This window comes from Ruegeria sp. G5, assembly GCF_056533365.1.
Genome location: NZ_JBQFOK010000003.1, coordinates 56,576 through 77,439, shown reverse-complemented (window position 1 = coordinate 77,439; position 20,864 = coordinate 56,576). Strand labels below are relative to the sequence as shown.

At 55.8% G+C, this 20,864-nt stretch carries 15 protein-coding genes; 6 read left to right on the top strand and 9 right to left on the bottom strand.

The window, feature by feature from the left end; genetic code table 11:
- The first annotated feature begins 22 nt into the window (after window positions 1–22).
- Window positions 23–700, top strand: a complete 678-nt coding sequence (locus ACR0BD_RS06375) for a GntR family transcriptional regulator (RefSeq protein WP_480829495.1) — start codon at window positions 23–25, stop codon at window positions 698–700.
- Here the strand turns inward: ACR0BD_RS06375 and ACR0BD_RS06370 are convergent, their stop codons facing one another.
- From ACR0BD_RS06370 to ACR0BD_RS06340, 7 genes are all read right to left on the bottom strand, one after another.
- Entirely contained in the window at window positions 701–1,663 is a 963-nt protein-coding gene (locus ACR0BD_RS06370; RefSeq protein WP_480829493.1) for an ABC transporter ATP-binding protein, read from the bottom strand. It abuts the gene before it with no gap.
- On the bottom strand, window positions 1,660–2,637 hold the full coding sequence (locus tag ACR0BD_RS06365) for an ABC transporter ATP-binding protein (RefSeq protein WP_480829492.1): 978 nt from the start codon (window positions 2,635–2,637) through the stop codon (window positions 1,660–1,662). Before ACR0BD_RS06365 ends, ACR0BD_RS06370 begins: the two co-directional genes overlap by 4 nt.
- Window positions 2,638–2,641: 4 nt before the next feature.
- Entirely contained in the window at window positions 2,642–3,547 is a 906-nt protein-coding gene (locus tag ACR0BD_RS06360; RefSeq protein ID WP_480829491.1) for an ABC transporter permease subunit, read from the bottom strand.
- The gene (locus ACR0BD_RS06355; RefSeq protein ID WP_480699801.1) at window positions 3,544–4,551 is read right to left on the bottom strand and encodes an ABC transporter permease subunit; all 1,008 of its coding nucleotides are present in this window, start codon (window positions 4,549–4,551) and stop codon (window positions 3,544–3,546) included. The genes ACR0BD_RS06360 and ACR0BD_RS06355 overlap by 4 nt, the downstream gene beginning before the upstream one ends.
- Window positions 4,551–5,645, bottom strand: a complete 1,095-nt coding sequence (locus tag ACR0BD_RS06350; RefSeq protein ID WP_480829489.1) for a M24 family metallopeptidase — start codon at window positions 5,643–5,645, stop codon at window positions 4,551–4,553. Before ACR0BD_RS06350 ends, ACR0BD_RS06355 begins: the two co-directional genes overlap by 1 nt.
- 67 nt (window positions 5,646–5,712) lie before the next feature.
- Complete coding sequence (locus tag ACR0BD_RS06345) at window positions 5,713–7,296, bottom strand: ABC transporter substrate-binding protein (RefSeq protein ID WP_480699803.1); 1,584 nt, start codon at window positions 7,294–7,296, stop codon at window positions 5,713–5,715.
- Window positions 7,297–7,543: 247 nt separating this feature from the next.
- Window positions 7,544–8,464 (bottom strand): LysR family transcriptional regulator, encoded by a 921-nt coding sequence (locus ACR0BD_RS06340; RefSeq protein WP_480699804.1) that lies wholly within the window; start codon window positions 8,462–8,464, stop codon window positions 7,544–7,546.
- Between the two features lie 345 nt (window positions 8,465–8,809).
- On the opposite strand from ACR0BD_RS06340, the gene ACR0BD_RS06335 reads away from it, so the two are divergent.
- The 5 genes from ACR0BD_RS06335 (at window position 8,810) to ACR0BD_RS06315 (ending at window position 18,325) form a co-directional block, all read left to right on the top strand.
- Complete coding sequence (locus ACR0BD_RS06335; RefSeq protein WP_480829486.1) at window positions 8,810–12,997, top strand: beta strand repeat-containing protein; 4,188 nt, start codon at window positions 8,810–8,812, stop codon at window positions 12,995–12,997.
- 60 nt (window positions 12,998–13,057) lie between these two features.
- Window positions 13,058–14,815, top strand: a complete 1,758-nt coding sequence (locus tag ACR0BD_RS06330) for a type I secretion system permease/ATPase (RefSeq protein WP_480829485.1) — start codon at window positions 13,058–13,060, stop codon at window positions 14,813–14,815.
- Window positions 14,812–16,182 carry an HlyD family type I secretion periplasmic adaptor subunit gene (locus tag ACR0BD_RS06325; protein WP_480829484.1) on the top strand — a complete coding sequence of 457 codons (1,371 nt, stop codon included), beginning with the start codon at window positions 14,812–14,814 and terminating at the stop codon, window positions 16,180–16,182. Before ACR0BD_RS06330 ends, ACR0BD_RS06325 begins: the two co-directional genes overlap by 4 nt.
- Before the next feature lie 133 nt (window positions 16,183–16,315).
- A complete protein-coding gene (locus ACR0BD_RS06320) occupies window positions 16,316–17,077 on the top strand; it encodes an HAD-IIB family hydrolase (RefSeq protein WP_480829482.1) in 762 nt (253 codons plus the stop codon).
- An 18-nt stretch (window positions 17,078–17,095) separates the two neighbouring features.
- The gene (locus tag ACR0BD_RS06315) at window positions 17,096–18,325 is read left to right on the top strand and encodes a glycosyltransferase family protein (protein ID WP_480699809.1); all 1,230 of its coding nucleotides are present in this window, start codon (window positions 17,096–17,098) and stop codon (window positions 18,323–18,325) included.
- Here the strand turns inward: ACR0BD_RS06315 and ACR0BD_RS06310 are convergent.
- Window positions 18,309–20,021 carry a sugar phosphorylase gene (locus ACR0BD_RS06310; protein ID WP_480829480.1) on the bottom strand — a complete coding sequence of 571 codons (1,713 nt, stop codon included), beginning with the start codon at window positions 20,019–20,021 and terminating at the stop codon, window positions 18,309–18,311. The two genes, ACR0BD_RS06315 and ACR0BD_RS06310, sit on opposite strands and share 17 nt — an antisense overlap.
- Before the next feature lie 166 nt (window positions 20,022–20,187).
- Entirely contained in the window at window positions 20,188–20,805 is a 618-nt protein-coding gene (locus ACR0BD_RS06305) for a TetR/AcrR family transcriptional regulator (RefSeq protein ID WP_480829479.1), read from the bottom strand.
- Window positions 20,806–20,864 lie beyond the last annotated feature (59 nt).

Below are 20,864 nucleotides of genomic sequence, written 5' to 3'. Positions count from 1 at the left end.
ACTTACGACCCGGAACAAACAAATGAGCGGACCACGCGCAATCGCACGGCAAAGCCTGCCTGATGTTATCACCAACGATCTGCGCGAGCGGATCCTGAGTGGCGAAATGGCCGAAGGAGAAACCATTCGCCAAGAAGCCCTTGCCGAAGATTACGATGTGTCTCGTATGCCAATACGCGAGGCGCTGAAGCGACTGGATGCTGAGGGGCTTGTTCAACTGACCAACAACCGTGGTGCATCTGTGACCACGCATTCCCTTTCCGAAATCGCCGAGATTTTCGACCTGCGTGTCTTGCTGGAGGTTGACCTGTTCAGACGTTCGATCCCCATGATGACAGAAACAGATTTTGAAAGATGTGAAACGCTGTTGTCGGAAATGGAGAAGTCCTACGAAGCCTATGATGTCGGACGCTGGGGCCGTTTAAACTACGAATACCACAAGGCACTTTATTCCGCCTCGGGTCGTCGGTTTACGGATGAGATCCTTCAGCGCGTCAACCTACAGTCCGACCGTTATGTCCGTATGCACCTGAGCGTGATGGAGCAACGTGAGCCCGCCAAGAAAGATCATAAGGATCTGTTGGACTTAGCCCGCGCTCGAAAAACAGAGGACGCCTGCGTGTTGCTGACAGAACATATTCAGCGCACGAAGGACCAGCTTTTGGCGATGGTCACCGCGACGCGAAACGCCGAAAGCTGATTATTCTTGTTCCAACGGATGGATACACGCGACTTGGTGTGTTGCACCGGACAGCTCGGGTGGTTCGACACGGCATTCATCTGTTGCCAACCAACACCGCTGCGCAAAGGCGCAGCCTTTGGGGATGTTCATTGGTGACGGCAGCTCGCCTTCCAGTTTGATCCGATCTTTGCGTGCATCAGGGTCAGCTCGGGGTGTCGTCGAAAGGAGCGCCTTGGAATACGGGTGTCGCGGCGCTGCAAACAGCTCTTCCTTCGGTGCTTTTTCGACTGCGCGGCCCAGATACATGACGATCACATCGTCTGCAAAGTGTTTGACCACCGACAAATCGTGCGAAATGAACAGGTATGCGAGGTTCATACGCTCTTGCAGTTCGACCAACAGGTTCAGGATTTGCGACTGGATCGAGACATCCAGAGCGGACACGGGTTCGTCCAGAACCAGAACCTTCGGATTCAACATCAAGGCGCGGGCGATGGCGATACGTTGGCGTTGCCCTCCCGAAAACATATGCGGGTAACGGTCATAGTGTTCAGGACGTAGCCCAACCAGATCTATCATTTCACGGGCCCGCGTTTCGCGGTCTGATGATGACATTTCTGGTCGATTGATAATCAGGGGTTCCTGCAAAATTTGCCCGATCCGTTGGCGCGGATTGAGCGAGCCGTACGGGTCCTGAAAAACGATTTGCACCGCTTCGCGCATCTGTGCCCATTTCGAGGGTGAGATGTCCACGCCGTCTATCGTCAACGTGCCGGACGTGGGTTCTTCGATCATTGTGACGACGCGCGCCAGCGTCGATTTCCCACAACCAGATTCACCGACGATGGCAAGCGTTTTACCGGGTTGCAAATCGAAGTCCACGCCGGACAAGGCTTTCACGGTTGCCGATTTGGAAAACAACCCACCCTTGACTTCGTAGTGACGCGCCAGAGCATTTGCCTGAACGATAGGAGCGGTCATGCGATTTCTCCGGCAGCAATTCTTTCGACATGGTGACAGCGCGCTTTTCCAAAGGTTTCGCTATGCGGCGTGGGCGGGATGGACTGACACGTGTTATCCGCAAAATGGCACCTTGGGCTGAACAAGCACCCTTTTGGACGATCAAACTGTCCCGGCACGACACCGGGGATGGTCGGCAACAGCTTTGAGGTTGCCCGTTCCGGCAACGCGCTGAGCAGCGCGGATGTGTAAGGGTGTCGTGGGGTGCGAAACAGATCGCGCACCGGCTGTTCCTCTACTTTCTGTCCTGCGTATTGCACCTGAACACGTTCGGCCGTTTCAGCGACAACACCCATGTCGTGAGTGATCAGGACCAAGCCCATTCCTTGTTCATCTCTCAGGCGGACCAACAGATCGAGTATTTGCGCCTGAATGGTCACGTCCAGAGCCGTTGTCGGCTCATCCGCGATCAGTAATTTGGGATTACAGGCGATTGCCATGGCGATCATTACCCGTTGGTTCATCCCCCCAGACATCTGGTGCGGGAACGTGTTCAGGCGGCTTTCCGGCGCGGGAATGCCAACCTGATCGAACAGCTCGATCGCGCGCTGGTGGCGGTCCTTGCGGTTCAGGCCCAAATGGATGCGCAGCGCCTCTTTGATCTGAAAGCCCACCGTGAAACACGGGTTCAGGGATGACATCGGTTCTTGAAAGATCATGGCGATGTCTTTCCCTATGATCTTGCGACGGTCGCGGGCTGAGATTGTCGTTAGATCTTTGCCTTCGAAACTCAGTTGATCGGCCGTGATGGTTGCAGTCCAGGGCAACAGGCCCATAAGCGCCAGCATCGATACCGATTTACCGGATCCGCTTTCGCCGACGATGGCCATAAGTTCGCCCTTGTCGACAGACAAATCCACGCCATCCACAGCGCGGAATTTACCCGAAGCAGTTGCGAATTCGACCGAAAGGTTCCGGATTTCCAACAGGCTCATGTCGTCAGCTCCGCTTGAGTTTCGGGTCCAGCGCGTCGCGCAGACCGTCGCCCATCAGGTTAATGGCCAAAACTGTGACCAGAATGGCGAGGCCGGGGAAAGTGACCACCCACCACGCCCGCAGAATGAACTCACGCGCTTCGGCCAGCATGGTGCCCCATTCCGGCGTGGGCGGCTGCGCGCCCATGCCCAGAAAGCCCAATGCCGCAGCGTCCAGAATGGCGGTCGAGAATGACAGCGCCGCCTGCACGATGATCGGTGCCAGACAGTTGGGCAGCACAGTCTTGAACATCAGCCGCGCTTTGCCTGCACCGGCGACGCGGGCTGACGTAACGTAGTCCTTCTGCCGCTCCGACAGCACCGAGGCGCGGGTCAGCCGCACGTAGTGTGGCTGGAACACGATGGCGATGGCGATCATCGCGTTGGTCAGTGAGGGGCCAAGGATCGCAACCAGTACCAAAGCCAGCAGCAGCGAAGGGAAGGACAGGATGATATCCATCACCCGCATGATCAACGTGTCGACCCATTTCGGCGCAAAGCCGGACAGCAATCCGATGATGACGCCGCCCGTCACAGCCACACAGACAACAACAATGCCGACAAAGAAGGAATACCGCGACCCCATAATGAGCCGCGACAGCATATCCCGTCCCAGCGGATCAGTTCCGAGTGGGAATGCCCAACTGCCGCCTTCCTGCCAAGCAGGGGGTTGCAGAATGTGATCCCGGAACTGTTCGGTTGGGTCATAAGGGGCCAATAGGGGCGCGAAAGCTGCGCATAAAACGAAAGCCGAAAACACATATAGGCCTATGACAGCGCCACGGTTTTCGCTGAAGTAGAACCAGAATTCACGCAGAGCACTGGGGCGGGTTTCGGTTTTTTGCTCGTTTGCCGACAATTCTGCCATCATCGTCTCCGGATTTTGGGGTTGATGATGCCATAGAGGACATCGACCAGCAGGTTCACCAGCATCACGATCACAGCGATCATCAATAGCCCGCCCTGCACAACCGGGTAGTCTCGACGGAAAATACTGTCGACCATCCACTTGCCGATCCCCGGCCAGCTAAAGATCGTCTCGGTCAGGATCGCGCCGGCCAGCAGCGTGCCGACCGACAGGCCGATCACAGTAATCACCGGGATCAGCGCGTTCCGCAGTGCATGCAGCCCGTTGATCCGTGTGGGCGCAAGCCCCTTGGCGCGAGCGGTACGGATATAGTCCTCACCCAGAACTTCGAGCATTGCGGATCGTGTCTGCCGCGCGATCACCGCCAATGGGATTGTCCCAAGAACGATGGTGGGTAGAATCAGGTGGCGCACGGCGGATCCGAATGCGCCCTCCTGCCCCGAAAGCAAACTGTCAATCAGCATGAACCCGGTCACGCTTGGGAAATAATACAGCAGGTCGATCCGGCCCGACACTGGCGTCCAGCCCAAATTGCCTGAGAACACAATGATCAGCAGCAACGCCCACCAGAAGATCGGCATCGAATATCCGACCAGTGCCGAAGACATCAGCGCGCGATCAAAGAACTTACCCCGGTTCACCGCCGCAATCACACCCGCGGGTAGCCCAAGTGCCACCGCAAAGACCATCGCGCAGATTGACAGCTCTAGCGTCGCAGGGAACAGGGCGAAAAACTCATCCCAGACCGGTTTCTTGGTAACAAAGCTTTCACCCAAGTCGCCATGCATGACCCCGACAAGGTAGTCCCAGTATTGCTGTAGAACCGGTTTATCAAAGCCCAGTTTTACCACCATCTCTTGATAGCGTTCTTCGGTCATGCCGCGTTCACCGGCCATGACAATGATGGGGTCGCCCGGAAGTACCCGGATAAACATGAATGAAATCAGCGTCACGCCCAGAAAGGTCGGGATGAACATGCCAAGGCGTGTCAGAAAATAGCCAAACATCAGCGACCTATGATTGTGAGATCTTTGGGAAAGCTGGTCAAAGACCGGCATCCATCCTGGGTTACAAGCACGTCGTCTTCTATGCGCACACCAAAGTTGTCCAACTCATACAGACCCGGCTCGTTTGTCCAAACCATGCCGGGCAGCATTTCCTGTTGGTTTCCACGCATTATGTACGGTGCCTCGTGCACGTCACGGCCAAGCCCGTGGCCGGTCTTAGTGCGGATACGGTCGGCGTAAGGTGAGGCTTCAAGCACGCTGATCACCGCGTCGTCGATATCGTGTGCGGTGACACCCGGGCGGCACGCTGCGAAGCCTGCAAGGTTTGCGCGCAAAACCGTGTCATAGACATCCCGCCCCTCGTCCGAAACCTTTTCAACGAAGAAGGTTCGGGTGATGTCTGCTGCAAACCCATGTTTGCGCGCCCCAAAATCAAACAGCAGCGCATCGCCAGATTTGATCTGGTAATCTGCGCGCGCCTTGCCATGCGGTCGCGCAGAATTGTCAGCAGCCGCGACGATAGGAGGAAAGGCCAGCGAGGTGGCGCCCTCTGCAAAAAGGGTCTGGACAAGAGCTTGTTCAATCTGAGTTTCTGTTTGACCGACGCGTACATCAGCGATCACGCGGGCCAAAGCGCGTTCCGAGATATCAATTGCCGCTTGCATGGCAGCAATATCTTCTTCGGTTTTACAAATCCGAAGACCGGAAATTTCTCGTTCGGCATCCACGATGCGCAAATCAGGCAAAGCGTTGGTAAAGGCCTTTGACACAAAGACCCGCATGACCTGCCCTTCGACGGCCAGCGAAGTCAGCGGCATATGCTCGGCCAGCGTAGCAAAGGCTTCGTCATAGCCCGTCTGATCCCGCCAGTCGAAAACAGCCCCTTCGAAGCCAACTAATTCCCACGACCCCAGTTCAAGATTGGGTACAACCGCAGCCGGGTTCCCTTGCGCCGGGATCACGACCACAAAGGGGCGCTCGTGGCTCATAAATGGTTTTTTCAACGCGCGGGTGAAATTCGGGCCGGGCACAAGGGCCACGGCGTCTACTGACATGTCCTTTGCCAGTTGACGGTACTCGGACAAATCCGGCATCAGGGCCGACCTCCAAAAAAGAAAACCGGAGCCACCACATGGGCAGCTCCGGTCCGTGAGTGGTGATTTATTCGACGCTCACACCATAAAAGATGTGACCGCCCAGCGGATGGACTTTATAGCCCTGCACCTTGTTGCTCATCGGCATGTAGACGACCGAGTGTGCAATGGTTGCCCAAGGTGCCTGTTCCTTGAATACAACCTGTGCTTCTTCGTACAGCTTGGTGCGCTCATCCTGATCGGTGGTTTGCTTGGCCTTCAGGATAAGATCCTCGAACGGTTCATGGCACCACTGCGCACGGTTCGATGCTTCACGACCATCGCAGCCCAACAGCACGGCCAGGAAGTTATCTGGATCGCCGTTGTCACCGGTCCAGCCCAACAGGACCGCACCGTCGCGGTTCAGTTCTTTCGAACGCGAAAGGTATTCGCCCCATTCATAAGACACGATTTCAACGTCCACGCCGACCTTGGCAAAATCAGCTTGGATCAGCTCGGCCATGCGACGCGCATTGGGGTTGTACGGGCGCTGAACCGGCATGGCCCAGATCTTCATCGACAGGTCAGAGACACCTTCAGCTTCCAGCATGGCCTTGGCAGCCTCTGGATCATAGGGATCGTCGGTGATCGATTCATTGTAACCCCACATTGTCGGCGGAATCGGGTTCTTGGCTGCCTGGCCCGAGCCCTGGAACACCACGTCAATGATCGCTTGCTTGTCGATTGCCATGTTCAACGCTTTGCGAACCTTGGGATTATCGAAAGGCTCCATGGTGGTGTTATAGGCAAGGTAACCAACGTTCAGGCCTTCTTGCTCCATCATGTTGATGTCCGCATCATCCTTCATTGCCTGAATGTCGGCAGGATTCGGATATGGCATGATGTGGCATTCGCCGGCCTTAAGTTTTTGGTAGCGGACCGACGCATCCGGCGTGATCGCAAAGATCAGGTTCTCTACATCCGCAGGAGCTTTCCAATAGTCGGCGTTCTGCGCATAGCGGATCACGGCATCCTTCTGATAGGCGACGAACGAAAACGGGCCGGTGCCGATCGGTGCCGTGTTCAGTTTTTCAGGTGTTCCCGCTTCCATCATTGCCTCGGCGTATTCGGCCGACAGGATCGACGCGAAATCCATAGCCATGTTGGCGACAAACGGTGCTTCGGGCTTGGTCAGGGTAAATTTAACCGTGTAGTCATCGATCTTTTCGATGGACTCGACCAGATCCGGCATGCCCATGCCCTGGAAGTATTCCCACGTGCCACCAGACACCTGATTGTATGCGTGGCCTTCGTCTTTCTGACGCATGAACGAAAAGATCACGTCGTCTGCGTTGAAATCACGAGTGGGCGTAAATTCGTTGTTCGAGTGGAACTTGACGCCCTGACGCAGTTTGAATGTGTATTCCAAACCATCATCGCTGGCCTCAACGCTTTCCGCGAGGCCCGGAATCACGTTGGTTGTGCCGGTCTCAAACTCCAGCAGGCGGTTGTAGATTGGGTGCGAAGACGCATCAAATGTTGTGCCGGCCGTGAACAGCGCCGGATCGAAACCTTCAGGCGAACCTTCCGAGCAATACACCAACGTGTTTGCCTGCGCCGCAGCGCCGGACAACGCAATCGCTGCGGTTGCGGCCAAAAATCTCAGTTTCATGAGTTTCTCCCAGAAATGTTTTTTGTCTGACTTTCGCGTTGCTCTTTTTGCGGAACAATCCCTGACGACTCTGGTCATCGCGAAATCACTGCTCAATGTATCCAAAATACAAAATCCATTGTCAACTAAGTTCACGATTGCGCGATCGCCAATGCGCAACGCAGCGGATATCGGATGGTCCCTGAACCAGCTATGAGCGAGATGATCTGCGCGCACTTTGATTTAGCGCAAACAGGCGTCCGTTCTTTTACAGATCAAAGGTCGGTGAAACGCCTGAGGGTGGTTGCTGCTGGATAAATGCACCAATGCGGTCCAGCAGTGGCCGCCGCGGACAGCCAGGTCGCGTTGCAGCCCCAAGATCGCGAAGATTGCCTGGCGCATCAAAGGGAATGAAGCACAAAGGCCAACGGTCTCTTTTGAACTGCTCGGCTGCCAAGGCGGAGACGATTGTGCAATCATCTGAATGGCAGATATGTCGGCAGATCGTTTCAAACCGCAGCGCACTCAGGTCAAAACGTTTGCTGGCCCGGTTCGAAGGGTCCGCCTTGGGCAGTCGGTTTTCCAATTCATATCCAAAGCTGTGCGGCAACCGAATGAAGTCATGCCGCGGTACATCCTCGGGGGCAATCGAAGACAGTGTGCACAACGGATGCCCTTCACGCACGGCAAGGAACAGAGGTTCGGACCAGATCGACGTGAACTCGAGCGTCTCAGCGTTGTTTACCTTTGCGACCAAGGCAAGATCCAATGTGTGGTCCTCAACCATCCGCAACATGTTATGCGGCAGATCCTCGATCATGGTGACGCGCATATTGGGAAAGACTTCGCTGAACAGTTCTGAGAAATACTGCGTTAGATAAGGTGCCAAAGTCGGCGTCATCCCGATGTTGTATGGGACAGCTTCCGGATCCCGGAATTGGGTTGCGGTGTCGCGGATCTTTTGCCCGTCCAGCAGAATACGTTCGGCGATGCGAATAATCTGTTCTCCGCACAGTGTGGGACGCACCTCATTATTGAGACGCAGGAACAGTTCGGCACCCAGTTCCTGTTCCAGTTTTTTGACCTGATTGGATAGCGCAGGTTGCGATACATTGCAGGCTACTGCCGCCTGACTGAACTGGCCATGTTTGGCGATGGCAAGTACGTATTCCAAGTCTCTAAAATTCATGCGTGCAAACTATCTAAACCAGGTCTTTGGCAGCGAGTGACCGGCTATTTTTATCCTCAATGCGTTCCGACTTGGATGAAAAGACGATCACTTCGCCTCACTTAAGTGTCAACATTCGACAATGAATAGTTTCGAAATGAGACTATAATTCTGCTAACCCATTGATTTTTCGTTTCTGCCCCTCGTGAATTCTCACGAAAAGCGTGAGTATTTGCGTTGGTTATACCCCCAATTCGAAGGATGAATTTTAGCAGACAGACGTCCGTGGCTACCCCTTTGCTACGTGGAACGCCCAGACCAACGGGTGACCCGCAGAACCAATAACAATTCTTGACGGAGTATCCCATGCTGTCCCAACTTCTGACGGACCTTCGCGCTCGTCTCTTGACATCGTCCACGTTGGCGCAAGAGACCACTCGCGATGGCCAGACCCTCATTAACAACTTCTTTCAAAGCACGGTGGTGGATGACACCCCCGCATTTGTGTTGGCCAATGACTTCTCGCGCCTGCTGAACTTTGGTGAGATCATCACCAACAACGCGGTCGCGGCCGTACAGGCGCAAGGTCAGGACGTTGACATCTTCAACTTCCGTTCTGGCCGGATCGAGGCGAACAATGGCCCCGACGCTTTGGCTACTGGCGTTCAGGTCACAGGCAGTGCGTCTGTGCGCAACTTCGGTGAGATCGTGGGCGATTTCAACGGCGTTCAGTTCGCAGGCGCAGAAAGCTCGGGCAGCCTGGATAACTTTGCAGGCGGTGTTATCAGCTCGGACAGCCGAGCGGTCGACATTCAGGGTCAAGGCATCGACGTTCGCAACTTTGGTGACATCATCGGCACCGGCGATCAACGCAACGGCACCATCTACACCAACTCGACTGCCGAGGACGTCTCGATCTCGAACTTCTCGGGCGGCACAATCGATGCAGGCGTAGGCAACCAGGGCGCTGGTGTTTCGCTGCAAGTGGGCGACGAGGTCGGTGATCGCGTTGAAACCGACATTTTCAACGGCTTCGGTGCAACCATTCAGGGCCGCGGTCAGGCCGCGTCGAACACAACGCTGGCGGGCGACGGCATCCGCATCGACAATGGCGCCGAAGGCACCATTCTGGAAACCGAAATCGTCAACAGCGGCCTGATTACTTCGGAAAGCACCCAAGGTACTGCCGGCGGTATCCGCATCGCCGATGGTGCAAACACCGAAGGCGAAATTCTGAACACCTCGACCGGGGTGATCGAAGGTGCCGCGAACGGTCTGTATATCGGTCAGGGCGAACATGATCTGGACGTGCTGAACTTTGGCACCATCCAATCCGACAGCCGTGCCGTAAACATCGACGGCACGGGCGTGAACCTGATCAATGGTGGCGACATTCTAGGCACCGACGATCAGCGCAACGGCACCGTCTATGCCGATGGCACCGCCGATGATTTCTCGGTCAACAACCTTGTTTCCGGAACGATCGACGCGGGTGAGCACAACGAAGGCTCGGGCTTTGGTGTAGAAATCGGTGACGCACCAGACGGCGTGACCTCATTCACGCTGGACAACGCCGGTACGATCCAAGGTCGCGGCAACGCCGCAGCGGGCACGAACGCAGCCGGTGACGGCGTGCGGATCGGCAATGTCGGCAACATCGGGACCACCGATGCGGTCATCAACAACACCGGCACCATCGACTCGGAAGGCGCAAATGGTACCGTTGCTGGCGTACGCTTCGTGAACGGCGTTTCGTTCCAGGGTGAGTTCAACAACTCTGGCGATATCTCGGGCGTGCAGAACGGTGTTTACTTCGGCAACCCGGTCGAAGGCGAGGGTGCCGATCACACCGGCGGTGTATTCAACAACCTGGAAGGCGGGACCATCTCGTCCGACAGCCGCGCGTTCAACATTGATGGCATCGGTCTGGAAGTGAACAACGCCGGTGACATTCTGGGCACCGGCGATCAGCGCAATGGCACGGTCTATGCTGATGGCACCGCGCAGGACTTTACCTTCAACAACCTGTCGACCGGTGTGGTCGATGCGGGCGAAGGCAACGAAGGGTCGGGCTTTGGCGCCGAGATTGCAGGCGAGAACAGCTTTGACCTGAACAACGAAGGCACTATCCAGGGTCGCGGCAACGCGGCAGCAGGCACCAATGCAGCCGGCGACGGTATCCGCATTGGAAATGTCGGCAACACGGGCACGTTCTCGGGCACCATCACCAACTCGGGCACAGTTACGTCTGAAGGTGCAAACGGCACAGTCGGCGCGTTCCGTGCAGTGAACAACGTCAACTTCCAAGGTCAGCTGATCAACGAAGAAGGCGGTCTGTTCGAAGGCGGCCAGAACGGTGTGTACTTTGGCACCGGTGATCACACAGGCGGCTCGTTCGTCAACCGTGGCACCGTAACCTCGGACAGCCGCGCGGTGAATATCGACGGTATTGGTCTGGACGTTGTCAACGAAGGCACCATCCTGGGCACCGGCGATCAACGCAACGGCACGGTCTATGCCGATGGCACTGCTGACAACTACAGCTTTACCAACTCGGGTCTGGTCGATGCGGGCGAAGGCAACAACGGTTCCGCCGTTTCGCTGCAAACCGGCGACGAGTCCGGTGATATCGTGTCCGCTGTGGTTATCAACGAAGGTACGCTGCAAGGTCGTGGCGATGCGCTGGAAGGCAATGAGGTCGGTGACGGTCTGCGTCTGTTCACAAGCCAGGATGATGCGTCATTCGCGGGCGTTGTGATCAACGAAGGCTTGATCGCCGGTTCCGAGGACTCGGATGCCGCAGCCGGTATCCGCGTTGATGGCGGTCTGAACCTCGTTGGTGCGATCCTGAACGAAGGCGAAATCCGCGGCACGGTCAATGCGATAGACGCATCGGATGCAGGCTTCGTGACCATCGTCAACGACGACGAAGGTGTGATCAACGGCAACGTTCTGCTGAGCGACGGGGACGACATCTTTGTCGATCTGGGCACCACCAATGGCGATATCGTCGGTGGCGCAGGCGAGGATATCCTGATCGCAGGCGATGCAGACAACGTCCTGACCGGCGGGCTGGGCGATGACTTCATCGACGGTGGTGAAGGTTTCGACACGGCAGATTTCTCGGATCTGGATGTCGCGGTCGAGGTTAGCCTTGATGCAAACGGCAATGGAACGGCAACGCGCGACACAGGTTTCAACGTCACTGTCACGGATGCGGTTGTTGCGGCACCGGATCAGTTCGGGTCGAGCATCAGCAACGGTGCCGAATTCGTTGAACAAGCGGTCCAAGGTAACCTGTACTATAACATCCACACCTCGGATTTCCCGGGTGGCGAAATCCGCGGGCAGCTGTTCGTCGATACAGATGAAACTGTCGGCAACATCCGCACGGTTACGCTAAGCGGGGGCCTGGATGCATCGCAGGAACCAGATCCGACATCGGATAGCGAAGCGACTGGTCAGGCAACATTGGTCATCACGCAGAATCTTCTGACTGGTGAAGTAACCTATTCCAGCCAGCTGAGCGTGACGGGTCTGAACGAAGCTGATCTGCAGACCCCGATCCCGGGTGTTGTTTCGGCAATCCACCTGCACAATGCAGCCGTCGGTCAAAACGGTCCGGTTGTTCAGGATACGCTGGTGGACGCTGGTGCCACTCTGGATGTCGAGGCAACTGGTGGAACTGGTGTCATCGGCGAAGATGTCATCGACAACCAGATCGAGACCGATATCCTGCGCTCGATTGAACGGGTTGTTGGTTCTGACGACAGCGATACGATCGATCTGTCCGGCTTTGACGGTGTCACGATCGATTTGGACCTGAGCACACCTTCGCCGAACCCGGCTGGCAACGGCGATGAAGGTCCGCAGGACGGTGCGATCATCGTTGACGGTCAGATCGTTACCGAAGTGGATGACTTTGAAAACGTTGTCGGCTCGGATGGGGATGACCTGATCCTTGGCAACAACGAGTTCAATGTGCTCGACGGAGGTGCCGGCAATGATGCGATCCACTCATTCGGTGGTGCAGACATCATCATCGGTGGCGAAGGTATCGACACAGCGTTGTTCACAGCCGGTCCGGGTGTTGTTCTGGATCTCGACGACGACGGCAACGGTGTTGCACAAGTCAACGCGCCAAACGGTCAGCTGATCGACCAGGTGTTCGGGTTCGAGAACATCAACGGCTCGAACAACGCCGGAAGCGCGAATGGTGGCAACGACATCCTGTCGGGCAACTCGGGATCGAACACTCTGAATGGTCAGGCCGGAGATGATGTCCTGAACGGTGAGGGTGGCGATGACATCCTGATCGGTGGCGCAGGTAACGACACGTTCGTGTTCGAAGGCCAGTTCGGCAACGACACCATCCAGGACTTCGAAGCCGGTGCGGACCGCTTGCAGTTTAGCGACTTTGGTCCCGACTTCAGCGGCAGTGTCAGCGTATCCCAGGATGGCAACGACGCGGTTATCTCGTTCGGTAACCAAGGATCCGTTCGTCTCGCCAACTTCGATAGCGACGACCTGAACGACGGCGATTTCCTCGCGTAACTGACCAACAGCGGGGCGGCATCGACCGCCCCGTTTTTCAAACCGGAAAGGGTCAAAGAAATGTTCCAGAAAGCCAATCCCGTAAAGAACGCCTGGGGGTCACTGCGTAAAGGCTTTGTCGCGGTCGCCTTCTTCAGCCTGTTTCTGAACCTGCTTATGCTGGCCGGTCCTCTTTACATGTTGCAGGTCTATGACCGCGTATTGACCAGCCAGAATGTCGACACGCTGATCGCTCTGTCTGTTCTGTTGTTGGGTGTTTTCGTTGTTATTGCCAGCCTGGATCTGATGCGGATGCGCATTCTGGGCCGCCTCGCCGCCCGCTTTGAGATGAGCGTTGGCGCACCTGTACTGGGCGCTGCGATGCGTCGCCGGGTGCAAGGCGAAGGCGACGCGGGGGAAAACCTGATCGAAGACGTAAATGGTTTTCGCGAGTTTATATCCGGCACAACCCTGACGGCCTTTTTCGATGCGCCGTGGATTCCGATTTATCTAGTTGTTTTGTATGTGTTACATCCCTTGCTCGGGCTGCTCGGTCTTGTTGGGGCTTTGACCCTTACCATTATGGCGCTTATCAATAACAGCCGTGCCCGCGCCCCGATGGAGCTGTCCGCGCAAGCCCGCGGTCGTTCGGACGCTTTGTTCAATACCACAGACAAAAATGCCGAACTGGTGCACGCACTTGGTATGAAATCCGACCTTGTCCGCCGCTGGACTGCGTTGCAGATCGACGCGCACCGGCACAAGACACGCGCAGCGGATCGCGTTGCCAGTTTCTCGGTCCTGTCGAAAACGGTCCGGATGGGATTGCAATCGGCCATTCTGGGTCTTGGCGCTGCACTGGCGATCACCGGAGAAACCACTGCAGGTGTTATGATTGCTGCCACAATCGTATTGGCGCGTGCCTTGTCACCGATCGACCAACTGATTGGTCAATGGCGGACGTTTCTTGCGGCACGTGGATCGTACACAAAGCTCAAGAAGTTGACGCAGGATTATGCCGAAACACCGCCGAACCTGAATCTGCCCCGCGCGTTCAAGTCGCTGGATGTTCAGATTGCACAGGCAGGCCCGCCGCGCGCTATCAACGCCACGATCCGCAACATTGACTTCAGCCTGCAAGCCGGAGACGTACTGGCCATCATCGGTCACAGCGGATCAGGTAAGACCACACTTGGCAAAATGCTGGCGGGTATCTGGTTTCCTCAGCGTGGCGAAGTGATGCTGGACGGAAGCCCGATGTCGAAGTGGAATGGTGAAGATCTGGGAAAACAGATTGGATATCTGCCGCAGGACGTCGAACTGTTCGACGGGACAATTCGCGAAAACATCGGTCGGTTCTCGACGGCAATCGACGATACCGAAGTGCTGCGCGCTGCACGCGAAGCAGGTGTCCACGAACTGATCAGCAATCTGCCGGATGGATATGAAACGCGGATTGGAAACGGTTTCTTCCTGTCGGGCGGGCAACGTCAACGGTTGGCTCTTGCACGCGCGTTGTATGGTGATCCGTTCGTGTTGGTTCTGGACGAGCCTAACTCTGACCTAGATGCGGATGGCGAACAGGCGCTGCGTGATGCGCTGATGGCCGCCCACACAAGGGGCTCAATTGCCATCGTCATGACCCACAGACCGGCCACATTGCAGGCGGCCAACAAGGTCATGGTCTTGCGCGACGGAAGCCAGATTCAATTCGGGGACAAGGAAGATGTCCTGAAAGTCAACCGCCGCAATGTGCTGGACTCGCAACCGCAACCCCATGGTGCAAGACCTGCCGCGCATCCCGCAACCGAAACTCAGATCAGTGGAGCAGCCCAATGAACGACTTGGTAAATTACTCCCCGTCCAATAACGCCGTTTCATTTCATGAGGCGCAGCTTAAGGAAATCTCGGACAATTCTGCTGGCATCGGACGTTATGTTCTGTTCGGGCTGTTCGCTCTGGCCGTGTTTGTCGGCGGCAGCGTCTACTGGGCTTTTGCTTCAAAGCTAGACGGTGCCGTTGTCGCCCCTGCCTCTTTTGTGGTCGAAGGTGATCGCAAAACGGTCGAGCATCTGGACGGCGGCATCATCCGTTCGATCCTCGTGGCAGATGGTGAGTTCGTGCAGCAAGGCCAACCGCTCGTTCAACTGGACAGCACGGAGATCGACGTTGAGTTGAGCGTTCAGGGCAGCCAATTGGGTGAACTATCGGTCCGCCGCGCCCGTCTGTTGGCGCAGATGAGCGGTCAGCACAGCTTTGACGAAAGCACTGCGATGGCCGGGTATCGCGAAGGCATGGACCGGTTGCACTGGGTGTCACCGTATCTGACACAGAAGCAATTGTTCGACGCCGAAGCCCGCGCGCGCCGCACCGAAGCGCAGATCAACGCGCAGCGCATTTCGGGCCTTCGAAATCAGATCGCAGGTCTGGAAGAACAGCGACGCAGTACAAAAAACCAGATTGGGATCACCAACACCGAACTCGAAAACCTCGAGACCTTGTTGGCTAAGGGCCTGGTGGCTGTGACCCGCGTCAGCGGACGTCGGATTGAGCTGGAGCGTTTGAATGGCATCGACGCATCCTTGCGGACGCAGATCGCGCAGGCGCAGGACCAAATGCATGAACTGGACCTGTCGCTGATCAGCCAAAAGAAACTGCGCGACGAGGTCATCGCTGGCGAATTGGCCGTCGTCGAAGCACAGCTTGATCTGGTCCGTCCTCAGTATGCGGGAACGGCCGCGCGGTTGAAACGGACTCAGGTACTGGCTCCGACCAGCGGTCGTGTTGTTAACCTTGCGGTGTCTACAAACGGTGGAGTTATCCGGCCAGGAGAACCCATCATGGACATCGTTCCGGCAGATCAGAACCTAATCGTCGAAGCACGTGTCAAAACTGGCGACATCGACAAGCTGTACATCGGGCAAACCACGCGCATCCGGCTGTCGGCATTTGCGCAGGCTGACGTCCCCGAAGCCAGCGGCGAGATCTTTGATATCTCAGCCGATGCGCTGGAGGACGACCGTACCGGCGAAACCTTTTACAAAGCGCGCGTCAAACTTGATGCCGACCAACCGCAGGCTGTTGCCACGCTGGACCTTGTGCCTGGCATGCCCGCGGACCTGTTTGTCAACACCGGCGAACGCGCAGTGTTTACCTATCTGGCCCAACCTATCAGTGACCGTCTCGCAAAGACATTTATCGAGTAGGCCAGAACGCCCACGCCTATTTTTTAGGCGTGGGCACCTTGTTTGCTGTTATTTCCACAGAATGGATTTACTTCCCCGCAGTCGGAACTTTTACTGCCCCCACAATGTCAGAACGAAAAGACCATTCAATACCATGAACCGTCCCCCACCGCTGCTGGTGTTTTCCGATTTGGATGGGACGTTGCTGGACCACCATGATTACAGTTGGTCAGCGGCAAAACCCGGGCTGAAGCGCCTGTCCGAAATTGGGGCAGGCGTTGTTTTAGCCAGCAGTAAAACCGCAGCTGAAATCCGTCCTTTGCAAAGCGAAATGGGCCAAGCGGATATGCCAGCCATCGTGGAAAACGGTGCCGGCCTGCTATGGCCATACCAAACCGATCTAATTGAGGACGAATACGGGCGGTTGCGGGCTTTATTGCAGGAGCTGCCCACGGGGTTTGTCGGGTTTGGCGATATGACCAACGACGAAGTCGCCCAGGTTACCGGGCTGACGCCCGAACAGGCGCAATTAGCCCGTCAACGCAAATTCAGCGAACCTGGATTGTGGACTGGTTCCAAAGCTGACCTGCCGGTCTTTCTGGAAAAAGCGCAAAGGCTTGGACTGCACGCGCGACAAGGGGGGCGGTTTCTAACCCTCTCATTCGGCAAATCCAAAGCCGACGCCATGGCCGAGGTGATCCTGCAATTATCCCCCGAACGCACAATCGCGCTGGGGGACGCGCCCAACGATATTGAGATGATCCAAGCTGCAGATTTTGGCGTTGTCATCGCCAACCCGGACGGCCCAGACATACCGCCCTTTCCTGCAGACATTGAAGCGCGGGTAATAAGAACAAAACAGAGTGGACCGCGGGGCTGGTCAGATGCCATCCTGACCTTGACCGCCGGGCTCTGAAGATACGAGGCAATTCGAATGGCAGATTTCCATCAAAACGGAAACATTACGACCTTACATAACTTACGCAGTCGGTCTGCTGGGCAGCTGGCACATGAGATCGCAGTGTTTGCTGAAACCCGCAAAATCACCCTGATCCTGCCGTGCCTCTATTCAGAATTGGAAGGGCCTGCGCTGGCTGGGATACTACACGAACTCAAACAAGTTCCTTATTTGCACCGCATTATCATAGGTCTGGATCAGGCGGACGAAGAGCAGTATCGAAAAGCCCGAGCGTTCTTTTCTACACTTCCGCAAAACCATGCCGTCGTCTGGAATGACAGCCCTCGTTTGACCGAGTTGGAAAGCCACTTGCGCGAATTGGGTTTGGCCCCGCAAGAGCCCGGAAAGGGCAAAAACGTCTGGTCATGCATCGGCTACCTGTTGGCCTGCGCCGACAGTTCAGTCATGGCGATCCATGATTGCGATATCGTCACCTATAATCGTGAAATGCTGGACCGGCTGGTTTACCCCGTGGTCAATCCCACTTTCCCTTTCCAGATGGCCAAAGGCTTTTACCCCCGCATCGGTGACGGAAAGCTCAACGGTCGGGTGACCCGCCTGCTTGTTAGCCCTTTGTTGATCGCGTTGAAGAAAGTCATCGGCGATCGGGACTACCTCGACTATTTGCGCAGCTTTCGATACCCGCTTTCGGGTGAATTCGCCATTCGCACCCCTACCCTGCCCGATCTTCGCATCCCTTCAGATTGGGGCCTTGAAATCGGTGTTCTGTCAGAAGCCTGGCGCAATCTGGCACCAAAGTCGGTCTGCCAGGTTGAGATCGCAGACAACTATGATCACAAACACCAAACCCTGTCTGCGGAAGACGCCAATCGGGGGCTCAGCCGGATGTCTACAGATATCTGCAAGGCCATTTTCCGTAAACTGGCGGCCGACGGCACGGTTTTTACACCGAACACGTTCCGCACCTTAAAGGCCACTTACTATCGGTCCGCGCTCGATCTGCTCGAGGGGTATTATACAGACGCAAAGATGAACGGGCTGGAACTGGATCGACACAAGGAAGAGAAGTCCATCGAGTTATTCGCCGAAAACATCATCCGCGCGGGCCAGATCTTTTTAGACAATCCGCATGAAACGCCGTTTATCCCAACCTGGAACCGCGTTCATTCCGCAGACCCTGAGTTTCTACTGCGCCTGAAATCCGCCGTTGCAAACGATTTGGATGAATTCACCCCGCGTTCGTGATCCATCGGCATTGATACGGCGCCAGAACAATATCGGGGCCATTGGTGGCCAGTATTTCCCCAGTCAGGGCGTCGGTCCAAACTTCTTCGGCGATCATATTCATTTCTGCGGGGCTGACGTAAACATGTTCCGGTGACACATTGTGCAAGGCAAAGATGGATTGGCTACGGTCCAGACTCTGTCGCCATACACCAAAGACACGATCGTCCAATCGCAACGTGAATTGCGTGGCGTTCGGATGAAAGGCTGGCTGCTGGGCGCGTAACCGGATGCGCTTGGAAAGCTCGGACAACACCAAAGCCTGGTTCGAGCCTGGATCGGCCAAACGGGCCAGCAGATCGGGGTAATGCCATCGATGTCGGTTGATTGCGCGGTTCATGCCGCGCCGTTCAACAGCGTCGTAGTCGTTTGGGGTCGCCAGTAACGAGTGAATGTAAAACGCAGGTATGCCTTCCAGTGACATAACGATTGTCTGCGAACAGATGAAACGCGCCAAATGATATTGATCGGGCCCATGAAACGTCTCGGTCATGGCTTCGAAATAACCGCAATTCACTTCGTATGGCTCTTCGCGCCCGTCCGGTAGCGCGCGCATCGACACGAGCCCTCCAATCCGGCGAACTGTGTCGATCATGCGCTCTTTCTCATCCGGCGGAAGCAGCCCTTCGGCGGGACGCATCCCGATCCCGTCATGGCTGGCTGTGAAATTCAGGTAGGCGCACCCAAGTTGGGCTGGCGGCATCGCCGACTGCCATTCCCGCAGATACTGGGCAGTGCCCGATTGCATCGCATGCAGGATCAACGGCGGAAGAGGGAAATTATAGACCGCGTGTGCCTCGTTTCGGTTGCCAAAATAACTGAGGTTCTCGGTGCGCGGAACATTAGTTTCCGTCAGCAGAACAAGCGTTTCAGTTGTGTAATCACACAGCAGCCGCAACAGCTGAACTATGGCGTGCGTTTGTGGCAGATGGATACAATTGGTCCCAATTTCCTTCCAAATGAACGCCACCGCATCAAGTCGCAGAATTCGCACACCTTTGTCGATATGCAGGCGGATAATCCGCAGCATCTCGATCAGCACTTCGGGGTTTGAGAAATCCAGATCGACCTGATCATGAGAAAACGTACACCAAACGTATTTCTCGCCCAAACTCGTTTCGACTTGCCGCAAAAGCGGCGTTGTCCTCGGTCGAACGACCTGTGACAGATCGTCTTCGGGCGTGGCCTCAAAGAAAAACCGGTCATGAGGAGATTTGCCCTGAAGATAATTCGTGAACCATCCCCCCTGGCTTGAGACATGGTTCAGGACGAGATCGGACATCAGGTGAAAATCATCCGCGATGCGCGTGATGTCAGGCCAATCACCAAGTTGCGTGCTGACACTGTAGTAATCCGAGACAGCAAAACCATCATCAGACGTAAACGGGAAAAACGGCAGGATATGAACACCGTTGACGACACCCGTCAGGTGGCGAACCAGAAAATCATGAAGTAGATCAAGCGGCTTGTGCACCTGATCCTCTATTGAATTGCCGTAGGTAATTAGAACACTGTCTTTTTCCGACCACAGCTTATTGCCGGGCTTTCGCCCCTGCTTGCGCTTGTGCGTGTGAAGTGGCCAGAACGCATCCGTAATCTTCCCGGCCAGCTCGGACTGATCGTGGTCGGGGTAAATCTGCACAAGCAATTCGTTCAAACGCCGGGAAAAACTGGTATTTTCACTGGTCAAAATTCACACGCCCTTCACTTTGTCGGCCCGAGGGTTCTTTAGAATGAATAGCCTGTCAAATCTAAGGGGCAAAGACACATGCCTTATGCACAAAAACGCTTAATTTTTGACCACGGCTTTGCGCTTCATGCCGTCAGGCACCATATCGCGCCATGAACATATCAACAGCCTGCAGCGCGATTTCATCGATCTCGGCCGGAGAAAAGCTGGTCTGGATGCCAAAAGCGGATCGCGTCCAGATCCGAACCTTACACAATTCCGAGAACTGCTCGGCCGCGAGTTGGGCGTCTTCGATCACCAACTCTCCTTTTTGGACGGCCTTGTTCAAATATTCGGCAATGTGCCCAGTGCCGTGTTTTGGACCAGCTTCGTAGAACGCCTGACCCAGTTCCGGGAACCGGTCCCGCTCGGCCACGCAGATACGGAAAACCTGTTGTGCGAACTCGGACACCAGAAATCCTGTCAATTGGGTCGCCGTGATTGTCAGAACCTCACGCGCGGGCAGTGTCTCATCCACCATTGAGACAACTTTCTCTGCCATTCGCGTACATTCATTCTGAGCAACTTCCATGAAAAGCAGGCGCTTATCCGGGAAATAACTGTAGAGAGTCGCCTTGGATACACCTGCAACACGGGCGATTTCATCAACGCTTGCGCCCTCGAACCCGTCTGCCATGAACACCTCTCGGGCGCCCTTTAGAACCTGATCGAATTTGCGGCCGGTGCGCAAAATGGTGGCTGTTTCAGTCATGGCGTCTCCTGGCGGTCTGGTTGTAAGTTTATAAACCGGTCAGTTCAGATACAAGGATT